The 19,277-nt window shown below is 67.8% G+C and carries 13 protein-coding genes and 3 rRNA genes; 14 read left to right on the forward strand and 2 right to left on the reverse strand.

From position 1 onward, the window contains the following. From ASG76_RS19520 to ASG76_RS02960, 5 genes are all read left to right on the forward strand, one after another. Nucleotides 1-266 (forward strand): hypothetical protein (locus tag ASG76_RS19520; RefSeq protein WP_235529388.1); only part of this gene is annotated, 266 nt, incomplete at its 5' end. A 3-nt stretch (nucleotides 267-269) separates the two neighbouring features. Further along, nucleotides 270-1,784 (forward strand): 16S ribosomal RNA (locus ASG76_RS02945). A gap of 518 nt (nucleotides 1,785-2,302) precedes the next feature. After that, nucleotides 2,303-5,435 (forward strand): 23S ribosomal RNA (locus tag ASG76_RS02950). A gap of 139 nt (nucleotides 5,436-5,574) precedes the next feature. Beyond that, a 5S ribosomal RNA gene (gene rrf, locus ASG76_RS02955) occupies nucleotides 5,575-5,692 on the forward strand. The 16S, 23S and 5S rRNA genes sit together here, the layout of an rRNA operon. Nucleotides 5,693-5,955: 263 nt before the next feature. Beyond that, the gene (locus ASG76_RS02960; protein ID WP_235529389.1) at nucleotides 5,956-6,321 is read left to right on the forward strand and encodes a single-stranded DNA-binding protein; all 366 of its coding nucleotides are present in this window, start codon (nucleotides 5,956-5,958) and stop codon (nucleotides 6,319-6,321) included. Here ASG76_RS02960 and ASG76_RS02965 read toward each other — a convergent pair. After that, nucleotides 6,296-7,414: a DUF1015 family protein gene (locus ASG76_RS02965; protein ID WP_056599915.1), complete on the reverse strand. Its 1,119-nt coding sequence runs from the start codon at nucleotides 7,412-7,414 to the stop codon at nucleotides 6,296-6,298. The genes ASG76_RS02960 and ASG76_RS02965 overlap by 26 nt on opposite strands. Before the next feature lie 48 nt (nucleotides 7,415-7,462). On the opposite strand from ASG76_RS02965, the gene ASG76_RS02970 reads away from it, so the two are divergent. From ASG76_RS02970 to ASG76_RS03005, 8 genes are read left to right on the forward strand one after another with little or no spacing between them, the layout of a single operon-like run. After that, nucleotides 7,463-8,482 (forward strand): HAD-IIA family hydrolase, encoded by a 1,020-nt coding sequence (locus ASG76_RS02970; RefSeq protein ID WP_056599917.1) that lies wholly within the window; start codon nucleotides 7,463-7,465, stop codon nucleotides 8,480-8,482. 10 nt (nucleotides 8,483-8,492) lie between these two features. Beyond that, nucleotides 8,493-8,687: a hypothetical protein gene (locus ASG76_RS02975; protein WP_056599921.1), complete on the forward strand. Its 195-nt coding sequence runs from the start codon at nucleotides 8,493-8,495 to the stop codon at nucleotides 8,685-8,687. Between the two features lie 4 nt (nucleotides 8,688-8,691). Continuing rightward, complete coding sequence (locus ASG76_RS02980) at nucleotides 8,692-9,531, forward strand: TlyA family RNA methyltransferase (protein ID WP_056599924.1); 840 nt, start codon at nucleotides 8,692-8,694, stop codon at nucleotides 9,529-9,531. Beyond that, nucleotides 9,528-10,487, forward strand: coding sequence for an NAD kinase (locus tag ASG76_RS02985; protein ID WP_056599927.1), 960 nt, complete (start codon nucleotides 9,528-9,530; stop codon nucleotides 10,485-10,487). The genes ASG76_RS02980 and ASG76_RS02985 overlap by 4 nt, the downstream gene beginning before the upstream one ends. Continuing rightward, nucleotides 10,480-12,252 carry a DNA repair protein RecN gene (gene recN, locus ASG76_RS02990; protein ID WP_056599931.1) on the forward strand — a complete coding sequence of 591 codons (1,773 nt, stop codon included), beginning with the start codon at nucleotides 10,480-10,482 and terminating at the stop codon, nucleotides 12,250-12,252. The genes ASG76_RS02985 and recN overlap by 8 nt, the downstream gene beginning before the upstream one ends. A 15-nt stretch (nucleotides 12,253-12,267) precedes the next feature. Beyond that, nucleotides 12,268-13,464: a putative cytokinetic ring protein SteA gene (gene steA / locus ASG76_RS02995; protein ID WP_157558921.1), complete on the forward strand. Its 1,197-nt coding sequence runs from the start codon at nucleotides 12,268-12,270 to the stop codon at nucleotides 13,462-13,464. Then, nucleotides 13,461-14,354, forward strand: coding sequence for a copper transporter (locus ASG76_RS03000; RefSeq protein ID WP_056599937.1), 894 nt, complete (start codon nucleotides 13,461-13,463; stop codon nucleotides 14,352-14,354). Before steA ends, ASG76_RS03000 begins: the two co-directional genes overlap by 4 nt. An 11-nt stretch (nucleotides 14,355-14,365) precedes the next feature. Further along, nucleotides 14,366-16,060, forward strand: coding sequence for a CTP synthase (locus tag ASG76_RS03005; RefSeq protein WP_056599940.1), 1,695 nt, complete (start codon nucleotides 14,366-14,368; stop codon nucleotides 16,058-16,060). 52 nt (nucleotides 16,061-16,112) lie between these two features. Here ASG76_RS03005 and pepN read toward each other — a convergent pair whose 3' ends face one another. Next, entirely contained in the window at nucleotides 16,113-18,569 is a 2,457-nt protein-coding gene (gene pepN, locus ASG76_RS03010) for an aminopeptidase N (protein WP_056599944.1), read from the reverse strand. A gap of 46 nt (nucleotides 18,570-18,615) precedes the next feature. Between pepN and ASG76_RS03015 the strand changes: the two genes are divergently transcribed. Continuing rightward, a complete protein-coding gene (locus ASG76_RS03015) occupies nucleotides 18,616-19,263 on the forward strand; it encodes an NUDIX domain-containing protein (RefSeq protein ID WP_056599947.1) in 648 nt (215 codons plus the stop codon). Nucleotides 19,264-19,277 lie beyond the last annotated feature (14 nt).

Raw genomic sequence — 19,277 nt, forward strand, 5'->3', positions numbered from 1 at the left:
AAGAGGCTGAGGAACGTGTAGGCGCGCCGGGCCCTCGCCGGATCGCGATGTGGGTGCGTCTGATACTTGAGAACTCAACAGTGTGTTTGATTAGTCGACGAATTAGTTTGTTATGCCCCGTTGACGTCATGGCTGCCTTTGGGTGGTGGTGGTGTCGCGGTTTCTTTGACGATGATTCTGACAACATGTCAGTTTCGTTTTTTGTCATGGATGTGGCTCTTATTGATTGTGTCTGTCTGCTGGTTTTGGCTGGTGGGTGGGCGTAGTTTTCGATGGAGAGTTTGATCCTGGCTCAGGACGAACGCTGGCGGCGTGCTTAACACATGCAAGTCGAGCGGAAAGGCCCTTTCGGGGGTACTCGAGCGGCGAACGGGTGAGTAACACGTGAGTAATCTGCCCCTGGCTTCGGGATAGCCACCGGAAACGGTGATTAATACCGGATATGACCACTTTTCGCATGATGGGTGGTGGAAAGTTTTTCGGCCAGGGATGTGCTCGCGGCCTATCAGCTTGATGGTGAGGTAATGGCTCACCATGGCTTCGACGGGTAGCCGGCCTGAGAGGGTGACCGGTCACACTGGGACTGAGACACGGCCCAGACTCCTACGGGAGGCAGCAGTGGGGAATATTGGACAATGGGCGGAAGCCTGATCCAGCAACGCCGCGTGAGGGATGACGGCCTTCGGGTTGTAAACCTCTTTCAGTACCGACGAAGCGCAAGTGACGGTAGGTACAGAAGAAGCACCGGCCAACTACGTGCCAGCAGCCGCGGTAATACGTAGGGTGCGAGCGTTGTCCGGAATTATTGGGCGTAAAGGGCTCGTAGGCGGTTTGTCGCGTCGGGAGTGAAAACGCCGTGCTTAACACGGCGCTTGCTTTCGATACGGGCAGACTAGAGGTATTCAGGGGAGAACGGAATTCCTGGTGTAGCGGTGAAATGCGCAGATATCAGGAGGAACACCGGTGGCGAAGGCGGTTCTCTGGGAATGACCTGACGCTGAGGAGCGAAAGTGTGGGGAGCGAACAGGATTAGATACCCTGGTAGTCCACACCGTAAACGTTGGGCGCTAGGTGTGGGGTCCATTCCACGGATTCCGTGCCGCAGCTAACGCATTAAGCGCCCCGCCTGGGGAGTACGGCCGCAAGGCTAAAACTCAAAGGAATTGACGGGGGCCCGCACAAGCGGCGGAGCATGCGGATTAATTCGATGCAACGCGAAGAACCTTACCTGGGTTTGACATACACCCTGCCGCTCCAGAGATGGGGCTTCTTTTGGGGGTGTACAGGTGGTGCATGGCTGTCGTCAGCTCGTGTCGTGAGATGTTGGGTTAAGTCCCGCAACGAGCGCAACCCTCGTTCTATGTTGCCAGCACGTAATGGTGGGGACTCATAGGAGACTGCCGGGGTCAACTCGGAGGAAGGTGGGGATGACGTCAAGTCATCATGCCCCTTATGTCCAGGGCTTCACGCATGCTACAATGGCCGGTACAAAGGGCTGCGATCCCGTGAGGGGGAGCGAATCCCAAAAAGCCGGTCTCAGTTCGGATTGGGGTCTGCAACTCGACCCCATGAAGTCGGAGTCGCTAGTAATCGCAGATCAGCAACGCTGCGGTGAATACGTTCCCGGGCCTTGTACACACCGCCCGTCACGTCACGAAAGTCGGCAACACCCGAAGCCGGTGGCCCAACCCTTGTGGAGGGAGCCGTCGAAGGTGGGGCTGGCGATTGGGACGAAGTCGTAACAAGGTAGCCGTACCGGAAGGTGCGGCTGGATCACCTCCTTTCTAAGGAGCACACGCCCCGATGTCAGGCGTACGTCCTGGCACGCATGGTGGTGTTCACTAGTGGAATCGTCGATGGTCAGGTTGTTGGTGTCTCAGCTGTTGTTGGGGTGCTGGTGGTCTGGTTACTCATGGCCCTGCGTTGGTGGGGGATGGGGTCAAGCACACTGTTGGGTCCTGAGGGATCAGCCGTCGTGCTGCTGTTCTGGCTGGGGTTCGCCCTGGTGGGAGTGGTGGTGGGTGGTTGGGCTTCTGTTCCTCCCTTTGCTTTCTCGTGCCTTCGGGTGTGTGGGGGTGTTGGTGGGGTTGTTGTTTGAGATCTGCATAGTGGACGCGAGCATCTTTGTAGCTTGTTCATCATCTGCCCTGATGGGTTTGTCCCATGGGTGGGTGGTGGGTGTAGTTGCGTTGGCGTGGCCGGCTCTTTCCTTGCCGGTTGCGTCGTAGTTGTGAGCCGCCTGCCTCTTTGATTGGGGGGTGGGCTGGTGTGTTTCTTCGTGTGTGTTGTCTTGACGTTGTTGAGACAAGCTATGAAGGGCACATGGTGGATGCCTTGGCATCAAGAGCCGATGAAGGACGTTGGAGCCTGCGATAAGCCCTGGGGAGTTGGCAACCAAGCTGTGATCCGGGGGTGTCCGAATGGGGAAACCCAGCACGAGTCATGTCGTGCTACCTGCACCTGAACACATAGGGTGTGTGGAGGGAACGTCGGGAAGTGAAACATCTCAGTACCGACAGGAAGAGAAAACAACAGTGATTCCGAGAGTAGTGGCGAGCGAAATCGGATGAGGCTAAACCTCAGGTGTGTGATACCCGGCAGGGGTTGCATCTGGGGGGTCGTGGGACCTTTCGACTGAGTCTGCCGGCTCGGTACAGAGTAAGAAACCAGTGTGGAAGTCGAAGTCGGTTGGAAAGCCGTACCGTAGAGGGTGATAGGCCCGTAGACGTAAAGCGCTGGCTCTGGAGAGTGTTCCCAAGTAACACGGAACCCCTGAAATTCCGTGTGAATCTGGCGGGACCACCCGTTAAGCCTAAATACTCCTTGATGACCGATAGCGGACAAGTACCGTGAGGGAAAGGTGAAAAGTACCCCTGGCGGGGAGTGAAATAGTACCTGAAACCGTGTGCCTACAATCCGTCGGAGCCTTGTGCCACTTGTGGTGGGGGTGACGGCGTGCCTTTTGAAGAATGAGCCTGCGAGTTTGCGGTGTGTTGCGAGGTTAACCCGTGTGGGGAAGCCGTAGCGAAAGCGAGTCCGAATAGGGCGATTCAGTAGCGCGCTCAAGACCCGAAGCGAAGTGATCTATCCATGGGCAGGTTGAAGCGTCGGTAAGACGACGTGGAGGACCGAACCCACTTAGGTTGAAAACTGAGGGGATGACCTGTGGATAGGGGTGAAAGGCCAATCAAACTTCGTGATAGCTGGTTCTCCCCGAAATGCATTTAGGTGCAGCGTTGCGTGTTTCTTGCCGGAGGTAGAGCACTGGATAGCTAATGGGCCCTACAAGGTTACTGACGTTAGCCAAACTCCGAATGCCGGTAAGTGAGAGCGCAGCAGTGAGACTGCGGGGGATAAGCTCCGTAGTCGAGAGGGAAACAGCCCAGACCATCAGCTAAGGCCCCTAAGCGGTGACTAAGTGGAAAAGGATGTGGAGTCGCATTGACAACCAGGAGGTTGGCTTGGAAGCAGCCACCCTTGAAAGAGTGCGTAATAGCTCACTGGTCAAGTGATTCCGCGCCGACAATGTAGCGGGGCTCAAGTCATCCGCCGAAGCTATGGCATTCAGCGAATACATCAGCATCGACTTGATCGGTGTTCAGTGCGCTGGATGGGTAGGGGAGCGTCGTGTGGGCAGTGAAGCGCCGGAGTGATCCAGGTGTGGAGCCCACACGAGTGAGAATGCAGGCATGAGTAGCGAATCACGGGTGAGAAACCCGTGCGCCGAATGATCAAGGGTTCCAGGGTCAAGCTAATCTGCCCTGGGTAAGTCGGGACCTAAGGCGAGGCCGACAGGCGTAGTCGATGGACAACGGGTTGATATTCCCGTACCGGCGAAGTTGCGCCCATGACGAACCTGGTGATGCTAACCACCCGAAGCTCATCGGACCGGACCCTTCGGGGCGAGGCTGGTGGGTGGAGCGTGGGACCCGAGCTGGTAGTAGTCAAGCGATGGGGTGACACAGGAAGGTAGCCCAGCCACAGCGATGGTTGTCTGTGGGCAAGCGTGTAGGACGTGGTGTAGGCAAATCCGCACCATGCACTTCAGTGTGGAGTCTGAGACGTGACGCGGAGCCTTATTGGCGAAGTGGGTGATCCTATGCTGTCGAGAAAAACCTCTAGCGAGCAACGAGCCGCCCGTACCCCAAACCGACTCAGGTGATCAAGTAGAGAATACTAAGGCGATCGAGACAACCATGGTTAAGGAACTCGGCAAAATGCCCCCGTAACTTCGGGAGAAGGGGGGCCGGATCCGTGAACCCACTTGCTGGGGGAAGCGGTGATGGCCGCAGAGACCAGGGGAAAGCGACTGTTTACTAAAAACACAGGTCCGTGCGAAGTTGTAAGACGATGTATACGGACTGACTCCTGCCCGGTGCTGGAAGGTTAAGAGGACCGGTTAGGCCTTTGGGCCGAAGCTGAGAATTTAAGCCCCAGTAAACGGCGGTGGTAACTATAACCATCCTAAGGTAGCGAAATTCCTTGTCGGGTAAGTTCCGACCTGCACGAATGGAGTAACGACTTTCCCACTGTCTCAACCATGGACTCGGCGAAATTGCACTACGAGTAAAGATGCTCGTTACGCGCGGCAGGACGGAAAGACCCCGGGACCTTTACTATAGTTTGGTATTGGTGTTTGGTACGGCTTGTGTAGGATAGGTGGGAGACTGTGAAGCGATCACGCCAGTGGTTGTGGAGTCAACGTTGAAATACCACTCTGGTCGTACTAGATGTCTAACCTAGGTCCGTTATCCGGATCAGGGACAGTGCCTGATGGGTAGTTTAACTGGGGCGGTTGCCTCCTAAAATGTAACGGAGGCGCTCAAAGGTTCCCTCAGCCTGGTTGGCAATCAGGTGGCGAGTGTAAGTGCACAAGGGAGCTTGACTGTGAGACAGACATGTCGAGCAGGGACGAAAGTCGGAACTAGTGATCTGGCCACGGCATGTGGAAGCGTGGTCACTCAACGGATAAAAGGTACCCCGGGGATAACAGGCTGATCTTCCCCAAGAGTCCATATCGACGGGATGGTTTGGCACCTCGATGTCGGCTCGTCGCATCCTGGGGCTGGAGTAGGTCCCAAGGGTTGGGCTGTTCGCCCATTAAAGCGGCACGCGAGCTGGGTTTAGAACGTCGTGAGACAGTTCGGTCCCTATCCGCCGCGCGCGCAGGAAACTTGAGAAAGGCTGTCCCTAGTACGAGAGGACCGGGATGGACGAACCTCTGGTGTGCCAGTTGTTCTGCCAAGAGCACGGCTGGTTGGCTACGTTCGGAAGTGATAACCGCTGAATGCATCTAAGCGGGAAGCACGTTTCAAGATGAGGTTTCCCACCCAGTAATGGGGTAAGGCCCCCCACAGAACATGGGGTTGATAGGCCGGAGGTGTACAGCAGTAATGCCCAGCCGACCGGTACTAATAGGCCGAGGGCTTGTCCCAACCACGTACAAGAACACACACACGTGATCATGAGACACCCACACCGCGCACACACGAACCACAAGCCACTGAGCTTGTTCGCGTCCACTAGGCAGTTCCCAACCAACAAACCCATGTGGTTTGTGGAGGTTGAAAGAGTTACGGCGGCCATAGCGAAACGGGAAACACCCGGTCCCATACCGAACCCGGAAGTTAAGCCTTTCAGCGCCGATGGTACTGCAACCGAGAGGTTGTGGGAGAGTAGGACGCCGCCGGACAAACATTNACCCGGTCCCATACCGAACCCGGAAGTTAAGCCTTTCAGCGCCGATGGTACTGCAACCGAGAGGTTGTGGGAGAGTAGGACGCCGCCGGACAAACATTGTGGAAGTGGGGTCACCTTCGGGTGGCCCCACTTTTGCATTTCCTGGCCATCAATCGTCCACAGGACGTCGCTCCGTGTGCTTCTCCACAGGACGAGCCTTCGCTGAACACGTCGTGTCGGTGCGGACCGGCAGCGTGTGGTGGCAGGAGGTGGACTGTGACGAAGACACAGACGAAGACACAGACGAAGGACATGGAGCCGGCCGTCGCGAACGACGTACGACTGGCCGGGAAGGTCACCGGCACGCCGCTGCTCGTGGAGCTGCCGAGCGGGGACGCCCTGGTGACGTTCAGGTTGTCGGTGCCCCGCGGGGTCGACAGCGGGCAGCGCGTGGATTCGGTCCCGTGCACGGCGTGGGCGCCTCGGCTGCGTCGGGGGATCCTCACCTGGCGCGCCGGCGACCTGGTCGAGGTGGCGGGCGCCGTGCGGTGCCGGTTCTACCAAGCTGGTGGCGCGACGCGTTCGCGCGTGGAGGTCGAGGTGACATCGGCCCGGATCACCCGCCGGTCACCGGCCGCATGAGCACACCGAGGCTCGGCTTGGGCTGGAACGACGTGGCCTTCTCGGGCAACAGTCCGCCCGACTCGACCAGCGCACGGACCTGGTCGAAGTCGGGGCTGGGGAGCAGCACCGCCGGTGCGTCAGGACGTGCCGCCCCGAGAGCGTCATCGACGTTGTGGTGGTGCACCGTGCGAGCGGGTGCGACGGCCAGGACCGGCAGCACGCGATCGTGCAGCCAGGAGACCGCGGCGGCACCGGCGAGCTCACCGGGGCTGACGGTGTGCCACGTCTGCCCGTCGGTGAGCACCAGGTGAGTGCTGTCGAGGGCGCGCAGCGCCCGACGTCGGGAGTGTGTCACCACCTCGGCTCCCGCCACCCGACATGCCTCCACCAGGGCGGGGAGGGTGGTGCCGGGGAGGGTGCGGTGGATGGCACCGAGGAACAGGGGAGTGTCGTCCTGGTCCACGACCATCGCGAGTCCGGAGTCCCACGGGGTGCCGGGGTGGTCCTCCTGCAGGCGGAGGTAGGCCGCGTAGCGGTGATGACCGTCTGCGAGCAGGCAACGAGACGAGGCGAGGAGCTCGCCGATGGCCCGGAGGCGGTCGGGGTCGCGGATCGCCCAGATCCGCTGGCGCTGGCCCGTGCGGTCGAGGTAGCGCCAGTCGGGTGCGGTGCGCGCGACCTCGCCGAGGATCGCTCGCAGCTCGGCGCGCCCGTGGTGCACCAGGAGGATCGGTGCCGGGTTGAGGTCCATCTGCAGCATCCGGTCGGCGAGCTCGCCGGCCTGCTCGGGGTGGATCGCCTCGTGCGGCCAGATGGCGCGCTCCTCGAGGGACTCGGCGCGGTGCGACATCCCGAGCGCGCCGACGAGCCCGCGGACGGTCAGGCCGCCCGCGGTGTACTCGTGGAGGTAGATCGCGGGCTCGACGTCCTCGACGGCGCGGCCCTGCGAGATCCACTGGGTCAGCCGGGCGGCGACGTCGCGGTAGGGTCGCGCCAGCGCCCTTGCCGACGCGGGATCCCCTACCCGCTCCGGAGCCAGCATGATGGCCCGGAACGGCAGGAGCTGGAGGGGCTTCGCGACGTACGGCGGCACGACGTGGGCGAAGTCCATCGGAGCATCGTAGGGGGACGCTCGTCACAGATCGGAGAGGGGTGGAGCATGCTCGAGGAGTCGACGACCCCGATCGTCGAGGCGCACGACCTGGTGATGTTCGACCTCGACGGCGTCGTCTACGTCGGGGGGGAGGCGGTCGACGGCGTCGCAGACCGGGTCGACCGGATCCGCGCGACGGGCGCGCACGTCGCGTTCGTCACCAACAACGCCTCGCGCACCCCCGACCGCGTCGCGGAGAAGCTCGTCGGGCTCGGGGTGCACGCGGAGGCCACCGACGTGGTGACCTCCGCGCAGGCTGCAGCCCGGCTGCTCCACGAGGCGCACGGTGATGGGGCGAAGATCCTGCTGCTGGGCGGTGAGGGCCTGCGCGTCGCACTGCTCGATGCAGGTCTGCAACCGGTCGAGGACCCCGAAGGTGCTGTGGCCCTCGCCAGCGGCTACGGCCCTGACGTGCGGTGGCGCGACATCATGCGCGCCTCCGTCCTGGTGCGTGACGGCCTGCCCTACGTCGCCAGCAACACCGACCTGACGATCCCCACGCCCTACGGCCTCGCGCCCGGCCACGGGGTGCTGGTCCGCACGATCACGGGCTTCGCCGGCGTGGAGGCCACGGTGGCGGGCAAGCCCGAGAAGCCGCTGATGGAGGAGACGGTGCTGCGCGTCGGAGGCGATCGGCCGATCATGGTCGGGGACCGGCTCGACACCGACATCGAAGGTGCGCGGGCGATCGACGCGCCGTCCCTGCTGGTCCTCACCGGCGTCACCTGGCTGCCCGAGCTGGCTGGGGCCGCCCCCGAGCAGAGGCCGACGTACATCTCCCCGACGCTCGAGGGGCTGTTCGAGCCTCACCCCGTGCCGAGTGAGAAGGGGGGCGCCCTCGAGCTGGGCGGGTGGTCGGGATCCGTGGTCGACGGGCACCTCGAGGTCACGGGGGAGGGCACCGACGCCGACTGGTGGCGCGTGGCGGCGAGCGCGTGCTGGCGCCACCTCGACGAGTCCGGGACTCCCGCCGAGGTCGCCGACACCACGCCGCCCGGGCCGGGTCGTGTCGTCGGTGCCGAGTAGGCTCCGCGCCATGGACGAGGACCGTCACGCACCCGACCACGAGCCCACGGGCGTCGAGTCCGTCGACCGCGTGCTGGCCGAGGTCGCGGCCCTCGCATCGGCTCCCGTGGGGGATCACGTCGAGGTCTACGAGCGGGCGCACGAGCAGCTGCGGCGTGCCCTCGACGCCCAGCCGGGCCCCCTCGACGGCGAGCAGGGTCCCTGACCTCGTGCCACCACGACGACTTCGACTGGACCAGGAGCTCGTCCGGCGCGGGCTGGCGCGCTCGCGTGAGCACGCGAGCGAGCTCGTGGCGGCCGGGAGGGTGACGGTCTCCGGTGCTGTGGCCACCAAGCCGGCGACCGGGGTGACGACCGACCTCGCGATCGTGGTCCGCGACGACCCGGACTCCGTCGACTACGTCTCCCGCGGCGGGCACAAGCTGGCCGGCGCGCTGGAGGCGTTCGCCGCCCACGGCCTCGTCGTGCAGGGCAAGCGGTGCCTCGACGCCGGCGCCTCGACCGGCGGCTTCACCGATGTCCTCCTGCGGGCCGGGGCTCGCGAGGTCGTGGCCGTCGACGTCGGCTACGGCCAGCTGGCGTGGTCGCTGCAGAGCGACGACCGCGTGCACGTGCACGATCGCACCAACATCCGTGAGCTGACCCTGGAGACGATCGGCGAGCCGGTCGACCTCGTGGTCGGAGACCTGTCGTTCATCTCGTTGGCGCTCGTGCTCGACCCGCTGCTGTCGGTCACGCGCAGCGACGGCGCGCTGGCGCTGATGGTCAAGCCACAGTTCGAGGTCGGCAAGGACCGGGTGGGCAAGGGCGGCGTCGTACGCGACCTGGCGCTGCGTGCCGAGGCGGTCACGACCATCGCCGACCTCGCGGCCGAGCGTGGCTGGGGTGCGGTGGCGGTGACCGTCAGCCCGCTGCCCGGACCGTCGGGCAACGTGGAGTTCTTCCTCCTGCTGCGCCATGGCCCGGCCGGCATCGGCGCCGACGACATCACCGCCGAGGTGGAGCGTGCCGCTTCGCTGGGGGTGGCGGGTGAGAGGGTGGACCCGTGAGCGACCCGAGCCCCGTGCGCCGCGTGCTGGTGCTGGCCCACACCGGACGCGCCGAGGTCCGTGAGGTCGCCCGGGCGTGTGTCCAGCAGCTGACCGAGCACGGGATCGCCGTACGCCTCCTGGCCGACGAGGCCGCCGACCTCGGCCTGGACCCGGGCCCCGGCAGCACCGGCCCGGTCGAGACGACGCTGCCCGACCACGTGCCCGGTGAGGGCTGCGAGCTGGTGCTGGTGATCGGCGGTGACGGCTCGATCCTGCGCGCCGCCGAGCTGACCCACGCGACCAGCACGCCCCTGCTCGGGGTGAACCTGGGCCACGTCGGCTTCCTGGCCGAGGCCGAGCAGGAGGACGTCGAGTCCACGATCGCTGCGATCGTCGCCCGCGCCTACACCGCCGAGGACCGGCTCACGCTCGACGTGAGGGTCAAGGTGGGGCAGGAGACGCTGTTCTCGACGTTCGCGCTCAACGAGGCCAGCGTGGAGAAGGCCGCCCGGGAGCGGATGCTCGAGGTGGTCGTCGAGGTGGACAACCGGCCGCTGTCGCGCTGGGGCTGCGACGGCGTCGTCTGCGCGACGCCGACGGGGTCGACGGCGTACAACTTCAGCGCCGGTGGGCCCGTGGTGTGGCCCGAGGTGGAGGCGCTGCTCATGGTGCCGCTGAGCGCGCACGCCCTCTTCGCGCGCCCGATGGTGGTGGGACCCTCGTCGGTGCTGGCCGTCGAGGTGCTGGCCAACAACGAGGGATCGGGCGTGCTGTGGTGCGACGGTCGACGCACCGTCGACCTGCCCCCCGGCGCCCGCATCGAGGTCCGCCGCGGCGAGCGCCCCGTGCGCCTGGTGCGCCTGCACCAGGCGCCCTTCACCGATCGGCTGGTGGCCAAGTTCGGACTCCCGGTCGAGGGTTGGCGCGGTGCGGCCGAACGACGCCGGCGCGACGGGGGCGACAACGATGCTTGAGGAGCTGCGCATCAGCTCGCTGGGCGTCATCGACTCCTCGACGCTCGAGCTCGGACCGGGGCTCACGGTGATCACCGGTGAGACCGGGGCCGGCAAGACCATGGTGGTCACGGCACTCGGACTCCTGCTCGGCGGCCGGGCCGACTCCGGCGCCGTGCGCTCGGGCGCCAAGCAGGCGCGCGTCGAGGGAGTCGTCTCGACGGGCGGGCTCGAGTCGTTCCGCGCGGCGGTCGAGGAGGCCGGGGGAGAGGTCGAGGACGACCGCGTGGTCCTGGCCCGCAACGTCGCCGCCCAGGGGCGCTCGCGCGCATGGGTGGGCGGCGCGTCCGTGCCGGTGACCACCCTCGGCGAGGTCGCCGAGCCCCTAGTCGCGGTGCACGGGCAGTCCGACCAGCACCGGCTCCTGCGAGCCGGCGCCCAGCGCGCCGCGCTGGACCGCTTCGGCGGCGAGGAGATGGCCGCCACTGCGGCCGACTACGCCCAGCTCTGGGCCGAGCTCGCGGCCACCGAACGCACCCTCGCCGAGGTCGTCGGCTCCGCCCGCGAACGCGCCCGCGAGGCCGACCAGCTGCGGTTCGGCCTGGGCGAGGTGGAGGCGGTCGACCCCCGCCCCGGCGAGGACGCCGAGCTCGCGGCCGAGGAGGCCCGGCTCGGGTTCGCCGACACCCTCCGCGCAGCCGCGGAGACCGCCCGCGAGGCCCTCTCCAGCGAGGAGGGCGCCCCCGACGCGCTCGGCACCACGAGCACCGCCCGTCACGCGCTCGACGGCGTGCGGGAGCACGACGCTGCCGCCGGAGAGCTCGCCGACCGCCTCGTCGAGCTCGGGCACCTGCTCGTCGACGTCGCCGGCGACGTGGCGTCGTACGCCTCGAGCCTGGAGACCGACCCCGCCCGCCTGGCCCACGTCTCCGAGCGGCGCGCCGCCTTGACGGCGCTGACGCGGAAGTACGGCGAGACGATCGACGAGGTGCTGGCCTGGGCCGAGGACGGTGCCAAGCGGCTCCTCGACCTCGACGACACCGACGGCCGCATCGCCGAGCTCGAGGCACGGCGCGACCGCATCCGCGCGGAGCTGGGTGCCCTGGCGTCCACCCTCAGCCGGCGGCGCACCGAGGCGGCCACCCGGCTCGGCACCGCGGTGAGTGACGAGCTGACCTCGCTTGCCATGCCGCACGCGACGGTCACCGTCGCGGTCACCCAGACCGAGGTCGCGGTCCCCGAGGCGCCGTCCGGCCCGGTCCTGCAGGTCGACGGCCGGTGGCTGCGCGCCACGTCGTCCGGGGTGGACGAGGTCGAGCTGCTGCTGGCCGCCAACACCGGCGCCGACCCGCGCCCACTGCACAAGGGCGCGTCCGGGGGCGAGCTGTCCCGGGTGATGCTCGCCCTCGAGGTGTCGCTCGCCGAGACCGGATCGGTGCCGACCTTCGTCTTCGACGAGGTCGACGCGGGCGTCGGGGGCAAGGCCGCCATCGAGGTCGGCCGGCGCCTCGCCGCGCTGGCGAGGACCTCGCAGGTCCTCGTCGTGACCCACCTGCCGCAGGTCGCTGCCTACGCCGACCGCCACGTGGTGGTCCACAAGTCCAGCGACGGGTCGGTGACCACGTCCGGTCTCGTCACGCTCGACGAGGCCGAGCGCGAGCGCGAGCTCTCCCGGATGCTGGCCGGCGTCGAGGACTCCGACAGTGCCCGGGCCCATGCCCGTGAGCTGCTGGTCGCCGCCGCGCCCGAGCGGGCGTGCCTCCCCGAAGGGTCGCGTCGCGGCTGACACCATGGCGCGGTCATGAAGTTCGCAGTCCGCTCCCGCCCCGCCCCCAGCCTGCCCGGTGTGCATGGTCCCGCCCGCATCCACCGGCGTACGGCAAGCCTGCTCGGTCGCCTCCACCCCGGGGACGTGGCCGTGATCGACCACCTCGACATGGACCGGGACACCGCCCAGGCGCTCATCGACGCCGGCGTGGTGGCCGTGGTCAACGCCGGGCCGATGGTGTCGGGCCGCTTCCCCAACCTCGGCCCCGAGCGTCTCGTCGAGGCCGGCGTGGTGGTCGTCGACAACGCCGGCACGGAGATCTTCGACCGGCTCCGCGACGGTGCGCCCGTGCGCATCGACGCCGGCGTCGTCCATGCCGGCGACACCCTGGTCGCACCCGCGCGTGAGGTCACCGCCGACCTCGTGCGCACCGAGATGGGTCGGGCGCGCTCCGGGCTGACGGCCCAGCTCGAGAGCTTCACGCACAACAGCACCGAGTTCCTGCGCCGGGAGCAGGACCTGCTCCTGCACGGCCAGGGGGTCCCGCGGACCTCGACCGAGATGGCGGGTCGTCCCGTGGTCGTGGTCGTGCGCTCGCACGGGTGGGAGGAGGAGCTGCGTGGCATCAGGCCCTTCGTCCGGGAGCAGCGGCCGGTCCTGGTCGGCGTCGACCGCGGCGCCGACGCGCTCGCCGATGCTGGGCACCGCCCGGACGTCGTGGTCGTGACCGCCGGCGACGAGCTGCCCAGCGCGGCCGTGCTCCGCAAGGCCCGCGACGTGGTGGTGCTGGTCGAGCGAGGTGCCCAGCGCAGCGCCACCGAGCAGCTCGAGCGCCTCGGCATCCGCCCCCTCCGCTTCGAGACCACGGCCACCACCGAGGACGCCGCTCTGCTGCTCGCCTCCGCGCGCGAGGCGTCGCTGATCGTGGGCGTCGGCATGCACGCCACGCTCGACGAGTTCCTCGACCGCCGTCGCGCCGGACTGGCGAGCACCTTCCTGACCCGCCTGAAGCTGGGCCCCGACCTCGTGGACGCGGCCGCCGTGCCACGCCTCTACGACGGCGCGGTGCGACCGCGTCACCTGCTGGGCGCGCTCCTGGCGGGCCTGGTCGCGGTGGCAGCCGCGGTCAGCGTGACCCCGGTCGGCCAGCAGTGGGTCGACGAGGTGTCGCCGGCCGTCTCCAGCACCACGTCCGACCTGATCGACAACGTCCGAGGAATCCTCCCGTGATCACCCTGCGCCACCACCTCCTGACCATCGTCGCCGTCTTCCTCGCGCTGGCCGCCGGCATCGTGCTGGGCGGGGGGCCGCTGTCCGACGTCGGACCGACGGTCGCCGCGTCCAGCCGTGACGACGCCTCGGCCGAGGCCGACGGCGGCGCGCAGGCCGACTACACCGAGGCCTTCGTCTCCACGCTGGCGCCCCCGGTGCTGTCCGGTCGCCTGGCCGACCGCTCGGTCGCGCTCGTCACCGTGCCCGGTGCCGACGAGCAGCTGGTCACCGCACTGGGCCAGCAGGTCGACGCCGCCGGCGGCACCGTCGCTGCTCGCTACGACCTCACCGCCGATCTCGTCGACCCGACCCAGAAGTCGCTGGTCGACACCCTCGGCAGCCAGCTGCTCACCCAGCAGGCCAAGGACGACGTCGCGGCCGACGCATCGACGTACGACCGGATCGGCCAGCTGCTGGGGCTCGCGATCGCCAGCAAGGACCCGGCCGGGCAGGACGTCACCGGCAAGGCGCGGGCGGTGCTCGACGCCGTCAGCGGCGCCGGTCTGATGGGCGAGGCCGGCGACGTCGAGCGGCGTGCGCCGCTCGTGCTGCTGGTGCTCGGCGACGATGCCGCCGACGACGGCGCCGACGCCGTGCTGGCCGGTCTCGTGGAGGGCCTGTCGGCCCAGGCCGTCGGCGTAGTGGCGGTCGGCGTCACCGCCGACGGCGAGGACGGCCAGCTCGGCCGGCTGCGCGCGGACCCTGCGGCCGCCCGCATCGCGACCGTCGACGGGATCGACACGACGGCGGGTCGGGTGGCCGCCGTGATGACCCTCCAGCGCTCGCTGACGACCCAGGGTGGTGCGTTCGGAGCGTCGGGTGCCGACGGACCCGTACCCCTCGGGTAGGATCGAAGCCCGTGAAGAGCCGCACGCCGACCAAGCACGTATTCGTCACTGGAGGCGTCGCCTCCTCCCTCGGCAAGGGGCTCACCGCCTCCAGCCTGGGCCAGCTGCTGAAGTCGCGCGGCCTGCGCGTGACGATGCAGAAGCTGGACCCCTACCTCAACGTGGATCCGGGCACGATGAACCCGTTCCAGCACGGTGAGGTCTTCGTGACCAACGACGGCGCGGAGACCGACCTCGACATCGGGCACTACGAGCGGTTCCTGGACACCGACCTCAACCAGATCGCCAACGTGACGACCGGTCAGGTCTACTCCACCGTCATCGCCAAGGAGCGCCGCGGCGACTACCTCGGCGACACGGTGCAGGTCATCCCGCACATCACCAACGAGATCAAGGACCGCATCCTCGCGATGGGCGGCCCCGACATCGACGTGGTGATCACCGAGATCGGTGGCACCGTCGGCGACATCGAGTCGCTGCCCTTCCTCGAGGCGGCCCGGCAGACGCGTCACGAGATCGGGCGCGACAACTGCTTCTTCATCCACGTCTCCCTCGTGCCCTACATCGGCCCGTCGGGCGAGCTGAAGACCAAGCCCACCCAGCACTCGGTGGCCGCGCTGCGCTCGATCGGCATCCAGCCGGACGCCATCGTGTGCCGCGCCGACCGTGAGCTGCCCGACGGCATCAAGCGCAAGATCGCGCTGATGTGCGACGTCGACGACGAGGCCGTCGTCACCGCCGCCGACGCCCCCTCGATCTACGACATCCCCAAGGTGCTGCACCGCGAGGGCCTCGACGCCTACGTCGTACGCCGCCTCGACCTGCCGTTTCGCGACGTCGACTGGACGACGTGGGACGACCTGCTGCGCCGGGTGCACCACCCGTCGGAGGAGGTGACGGTCGCACTGGTCGGCAAGTACATCGACCTGCCCGACGCCTACCTCTCGGTGAGCGAGGCACTGCGCGCCGGCGGCTTCGCCCACGAGGCGAAGGTCAACATCCGCTGGGTGGCCTCCGACCTGTGCGACACCGAGGCAGGGGCGGCCAAGCAGCTCGGCGACGTCGACGCGGTCCTGGTGCCCGGCGGCTTCGGCGTGCGCGGCATCGAGGGCAAGCTGGGCGCGCTCCACTACGCGCGCACCCACAAGATCCCCACGCTCGGCCTGTGCCTGGGACTGCAGTGCATGGTGATCGAGTACGCCCGCAACGTCGCCGGGCTGACGAAGGCCGGGTCGACCGAGTTCGACCCCGACACCGTCGAGCCCGTCATCTCGACCATCGAGGAGCAGAAGAAGTTCGTCGAGGGCGCCGGTGACCTCGGCGGCACGATGCGGCTGGGCCTGCAGCAGGCCGAGCTGCTCGAGGGCAGCGTGGTGCGGGCGGCGTACGGCTCCGGGGTGGTCGAGGAGCGGCACCGCCACCGCTACGAGTTCAACGACGTCTACCGCGACACCCTGGCCAAGGCCGGCCTGGTGTTCTCCGGGACCAACCCCGAGCTCGGCCTGGTCGAGTTCGTCGAGCTGCCGGCCGACGTGCACCCCTACTACGTCGCCACGCAGGCGCACCCCGAGCTGCGCTCGCGTCCGACCCGTCCGCACCCGCTCTTCGCCGGGCTGGTGGGTGCCGCGATCGAGCGGCAGCGCTCCGAGCGCTTCCCGATCGACGAGTCCGGTCTGCGCCGCAAGGACGAGGACGCCGAGGTCTGAGCCCACCCACGCCGAGAGGGCACGAAGTGCCCTCTCGGCGTGAAGTGACGGGTCAGAGCTGGCGGGCCTGCAGGATCCGGCCGAGCACGAAGGAGTTCGCGCGGAGCTGGTTGCGGGCGTACGCCATCAGGCTGGTGTCGTCGGCGGCGGCCTCCGCGGCGGCGAGGAACGACGCGTCGCCCGCGCCGAGGGGGAACATCGCGCGGATGGTGAGGCCCTGGTTGAGCAGGCCGCCCTTGAGCGTGTGGAGCTCCTCGAGGTAGCGGTGGGTGAACGGGGCGAGCAGCTCTGCCTGCCCGGGGCGCCAGAACGTGCTGCCGAGCACCAGGGTCTCGCGGCTCGCCGGGACGGCGTAGTCGACGAAGAACGCGCGCCAGACCTCCTCCTTGGCCTCGACGTCGGGGCGCGCTGCGAGCACAGCCAGGCGTCGCATGCCCGCGTCGGGGTCGGGGTCGGACTCCAGGAGGCGGGCCACCCCGTCCTCGTCGTAGTCGCCGAGCTCGGCACGTCGCACGGCCATCCGCCAGGCGAGGTCGAGGTCGCTCGCCTGCCCCGCGGCGGTCTCGAGCACCTGCCAGTGCTCGTCGGTGGAGGCGGACGCGGCGAGGGTGCGCAGGGCAGCCTGCCGGGCGTCGGGCACGTCGACGAGCCCGAGGACGGCGTCGGCGAGCCCGCGCAGCAGGTCGGGGGACTCCGCGGCCGGTGCCCATCGGTCGGCGACCAGCAGCGCCTGGTTGAGGAACGGCTCGATCAGGGCAGGACTGGTCTCCGCGGCCAGCGCCCGGGTCAGGGCCCGCGACACCTCACGCGGGGCCACGTCGCCGAGCAGCAGCAGCTGTCCGGCCGTGGCCGCCACCAGCGCCCGGTCGAGGGGGTCGGTGAGCTCGTGGACGTGCGCGAGCATCTTCTCCAGCGACGTCGGGTCGGGCTTGACCGCCGCGAACGTGTGGTCGCCCGCGTTGACGAGGCGGAGGTCGCCGGCCGGGAGCTGCACGGGCGTGCGGAGACCCGCGACCTCGTGCGACGAGCGGCCGACCGGCTCCAGGGCGCCCCCGGAGGTGTCGAAGACCGCGATGTCCAGTCGGTGGGGACGCGGCTCCTGGTCGTTGGTCGTCTCGACCACCAGCTCGTCGTCGACGAGCGAGATGACGTCGGTGCCGGCCTCGTCGAGCCACGCCTTGGTCCAGGCGGACAGGTCGCGGCCCGAGGCGCGGGCGTAGCAGTCCATCAGGTCGTCGAGGCGGGTGTTGGTGAAGGCGTAGCGCGAGAAGTAGTCGCGCAGGCCCTCCACGAACGCGTCCTCGCCGATGTAGGCGACGAGCTGGTGCAGGACGCTCTGGCCCTTGACGTAGGTGATGGCGTCGAAGCTCGACATCGCCGCCGACACGTCGGGGACGTCGCCGCGGATCGGGTGCCGGGCCGGGCTCATGTCCATCTCGTAGGCGGTGCGCTTGGAGACGGCGAGGAACGTGGCCCACTGCTCGGTGAACTCGCTGGCACCGGCCATGCCCCAGTTGGCGGCCCACGACGCGAAGGCCTCGTTGAGCCAGAGGTCGTCCCACCACTGCATGGTCACCAGGTCGCCGAACCACATGTGCGCCATCTCGTGGAAGATGAACTCCGCCCGGACCGCGCGCTGCGCGTGGGTCGGGGGAGTGCGGAACAGCTGGCCGTCGCCGTAGGTGACGCAGCCCCAGTTCTCCATCGCACCGCCGAGGTTGGGCACGAAGACCTGGTCGTAGCGCTCCTGCGGGAACGGGTAGCCGAAGCGCTCGCCGAAGAACGCGAGCCCCTGCCGGGTGAGGGTCACCATCTCGTCGAGGTCGCGCTCGAGGATCGGCACCAGTGACTGGCGGCAGTAGAAGCCGAGGTCGTAGCCGTCGTGCTGGCGGCGCACCTCGTGGAACGGACCCGCGTTGACCACCACGACGTACGTCGAGAGGCGGGGGGTGTCGGGGAACGTCCACACCTTCGCGTCGACGGCCACGTCGGGGTCCGCGTCCTCGACCGACTCCGGCGCGCCGTTGGAGGTCACGAGCCACGAGGCCGGGGCGGTCACGGTGAAGCGGTGGGGGGCCTTGAGGTCGGGCTGGTCGAAGCAGGCCCAGACGCGCCGCGCCTCGTCGGGCTCGAGGCTGGTCCAGACGTAGACGAGCTTGTCGGTCGGGTCGACGGTGCGCAGGATGCCCTCGCCCGTGCCGGTGTTGGTGGTGCTCGCCTCGACCACGAGCACGTTGTCGGCTGCCAGCGCGGGGAGCGGCAGTCGTCCGTCGGCGGCCGCGGACACGTCGACGTCCTGGCCGTTGAGGGTCGCCCTGCTGACGTCCATCGCGACGTCGACGAAGGTCGTCGCGCCGGGCTCGGCGCAGGTGAACGTGATCGTGCTGACGGAGGAGAAGAGCTCGCCCTCGAGCAGCCCGGTCATGTCGACCGAGATGTCGTAGCGCTGGACCTCCAGGAGGTCCGAGCGGGCGGCTGCTTCGTGCTTGGTGAGCGTGGACAACCTCATGGAGGTGACCGTACTCACTGTGTCCATCCGCGCTAGCGTGCGGGGCATGTCCGACGCTCCCGGCTCGCCGCCCGCAGGATCTCCTGCCGACCCGCCCGCCGACCGGCCGATGTCCTGGCCGGTGGTCTCCAGCCGTGACCTGCACCGCGACGACTGGGTCGTCGCGCTGCGCGAGGACGTGATCACCCGCCCCGGCCACCCCGAGCAGTTCAGCCGGATCAGCCTCGAGCACCCCGGCGCGGTCATCGTCCTCGCGGTCGACGACGACGAGCGCGTGATGTGCCTGCGGCAGTACCGCCACACCAGCGGCCACGAGTTCGTCGAGCTGCCGGCCGGGCTGCGCGACGCCGGTGACGAGCCGGCCGTCGAGACCGCGAGGCGCGAGCTGCGCGAGGAGGTGGAGCTCGAGGCCTCCGACTGGCGCCTGCTGCTGAGCACCTTCCCGAGCGCGGGCATCACCGACGAGGTCCACGAGATCTTCCTGGCCCGCGGGCTCACGCACGCCCCGCGCGGGGACTTCGAGATGCGCCACGAGGAGGCGGAGATGGAGCGCCTGTGGGTGCCGATGGCCGACCTGCTGGAGTCCGTGCTGGAGGGCCGGGTGCGCCAGGGGCCGCTCGCCCAAGCCGTGCTGGTCTACGCCGTGCTGGACCAGCGAGGGGCCCTCGAGCCCGTGAGGCGATCCCGGGAGTAGTCTCGCTCCCGCTG

The organism is Nocardioides sp. Soil774 (genome assembly GCF_001428125.1).
In the GTDB taxonomy this organism is placed as follows: Bacteria; Actinomycetota; Actinomycetes; order Propionibacteriales; family Nocardioidaceae; genus Nocardioides.

Excerpts from the sequence above, each read along its gene's own strand:
- ASG76_RS02975 (WP_056599921.1), top strand. The coding sequence starts at position 8,493 with ATGGACGAGGACCGTCACGCACCCGACCACGAGCCCACGGGCGTCGAG.
- recN (WP_056599931.1), top strand. The coding sequence starts at position 10,480 with ATGCTTGAGGAGCTGCGCATCAGCTCGCTGGGCGTCATCGACTCCTCG.
- pepN (WP_056599944.1), bottom strand. The coding sequence starts at position 18,569 with ATGAGGTTGTCCACGCTCACCAAGCACGAAGCAGCCGCCCGCTCGGAC.
- steA (WP_157558921.1), top strand. The coding sequence starts at position 12,268 with ATGAAGTTCGCAGTCCGCTCCCGCCCCGCCCCCAGCCTGCCCGGTGTG.
- ASG76_RS02970 (WP_056599917.1), top strand. The coding sequence starts at position 7,463 with ATGCTCGAGGAGTCGACGACCCCGATCGTCGAGGCGCACGACCTGGTG.
- ASG76_RS02965 (WP_056599915.1), bottom strand. The coding sequence starts at position 7,414 with ATGGACTTCGCCCACGTCGTGCCGCCGTACGTCGCGAAGCCCCTCCAG.
- ASG76_RS03015 (WP_056599947.1), top strand. The coding sequence starts at position 18,616 with ATGTCCGACGCTCCCGGCTCGCCGCCCGCAGGATCTCCTGCCGACCCG.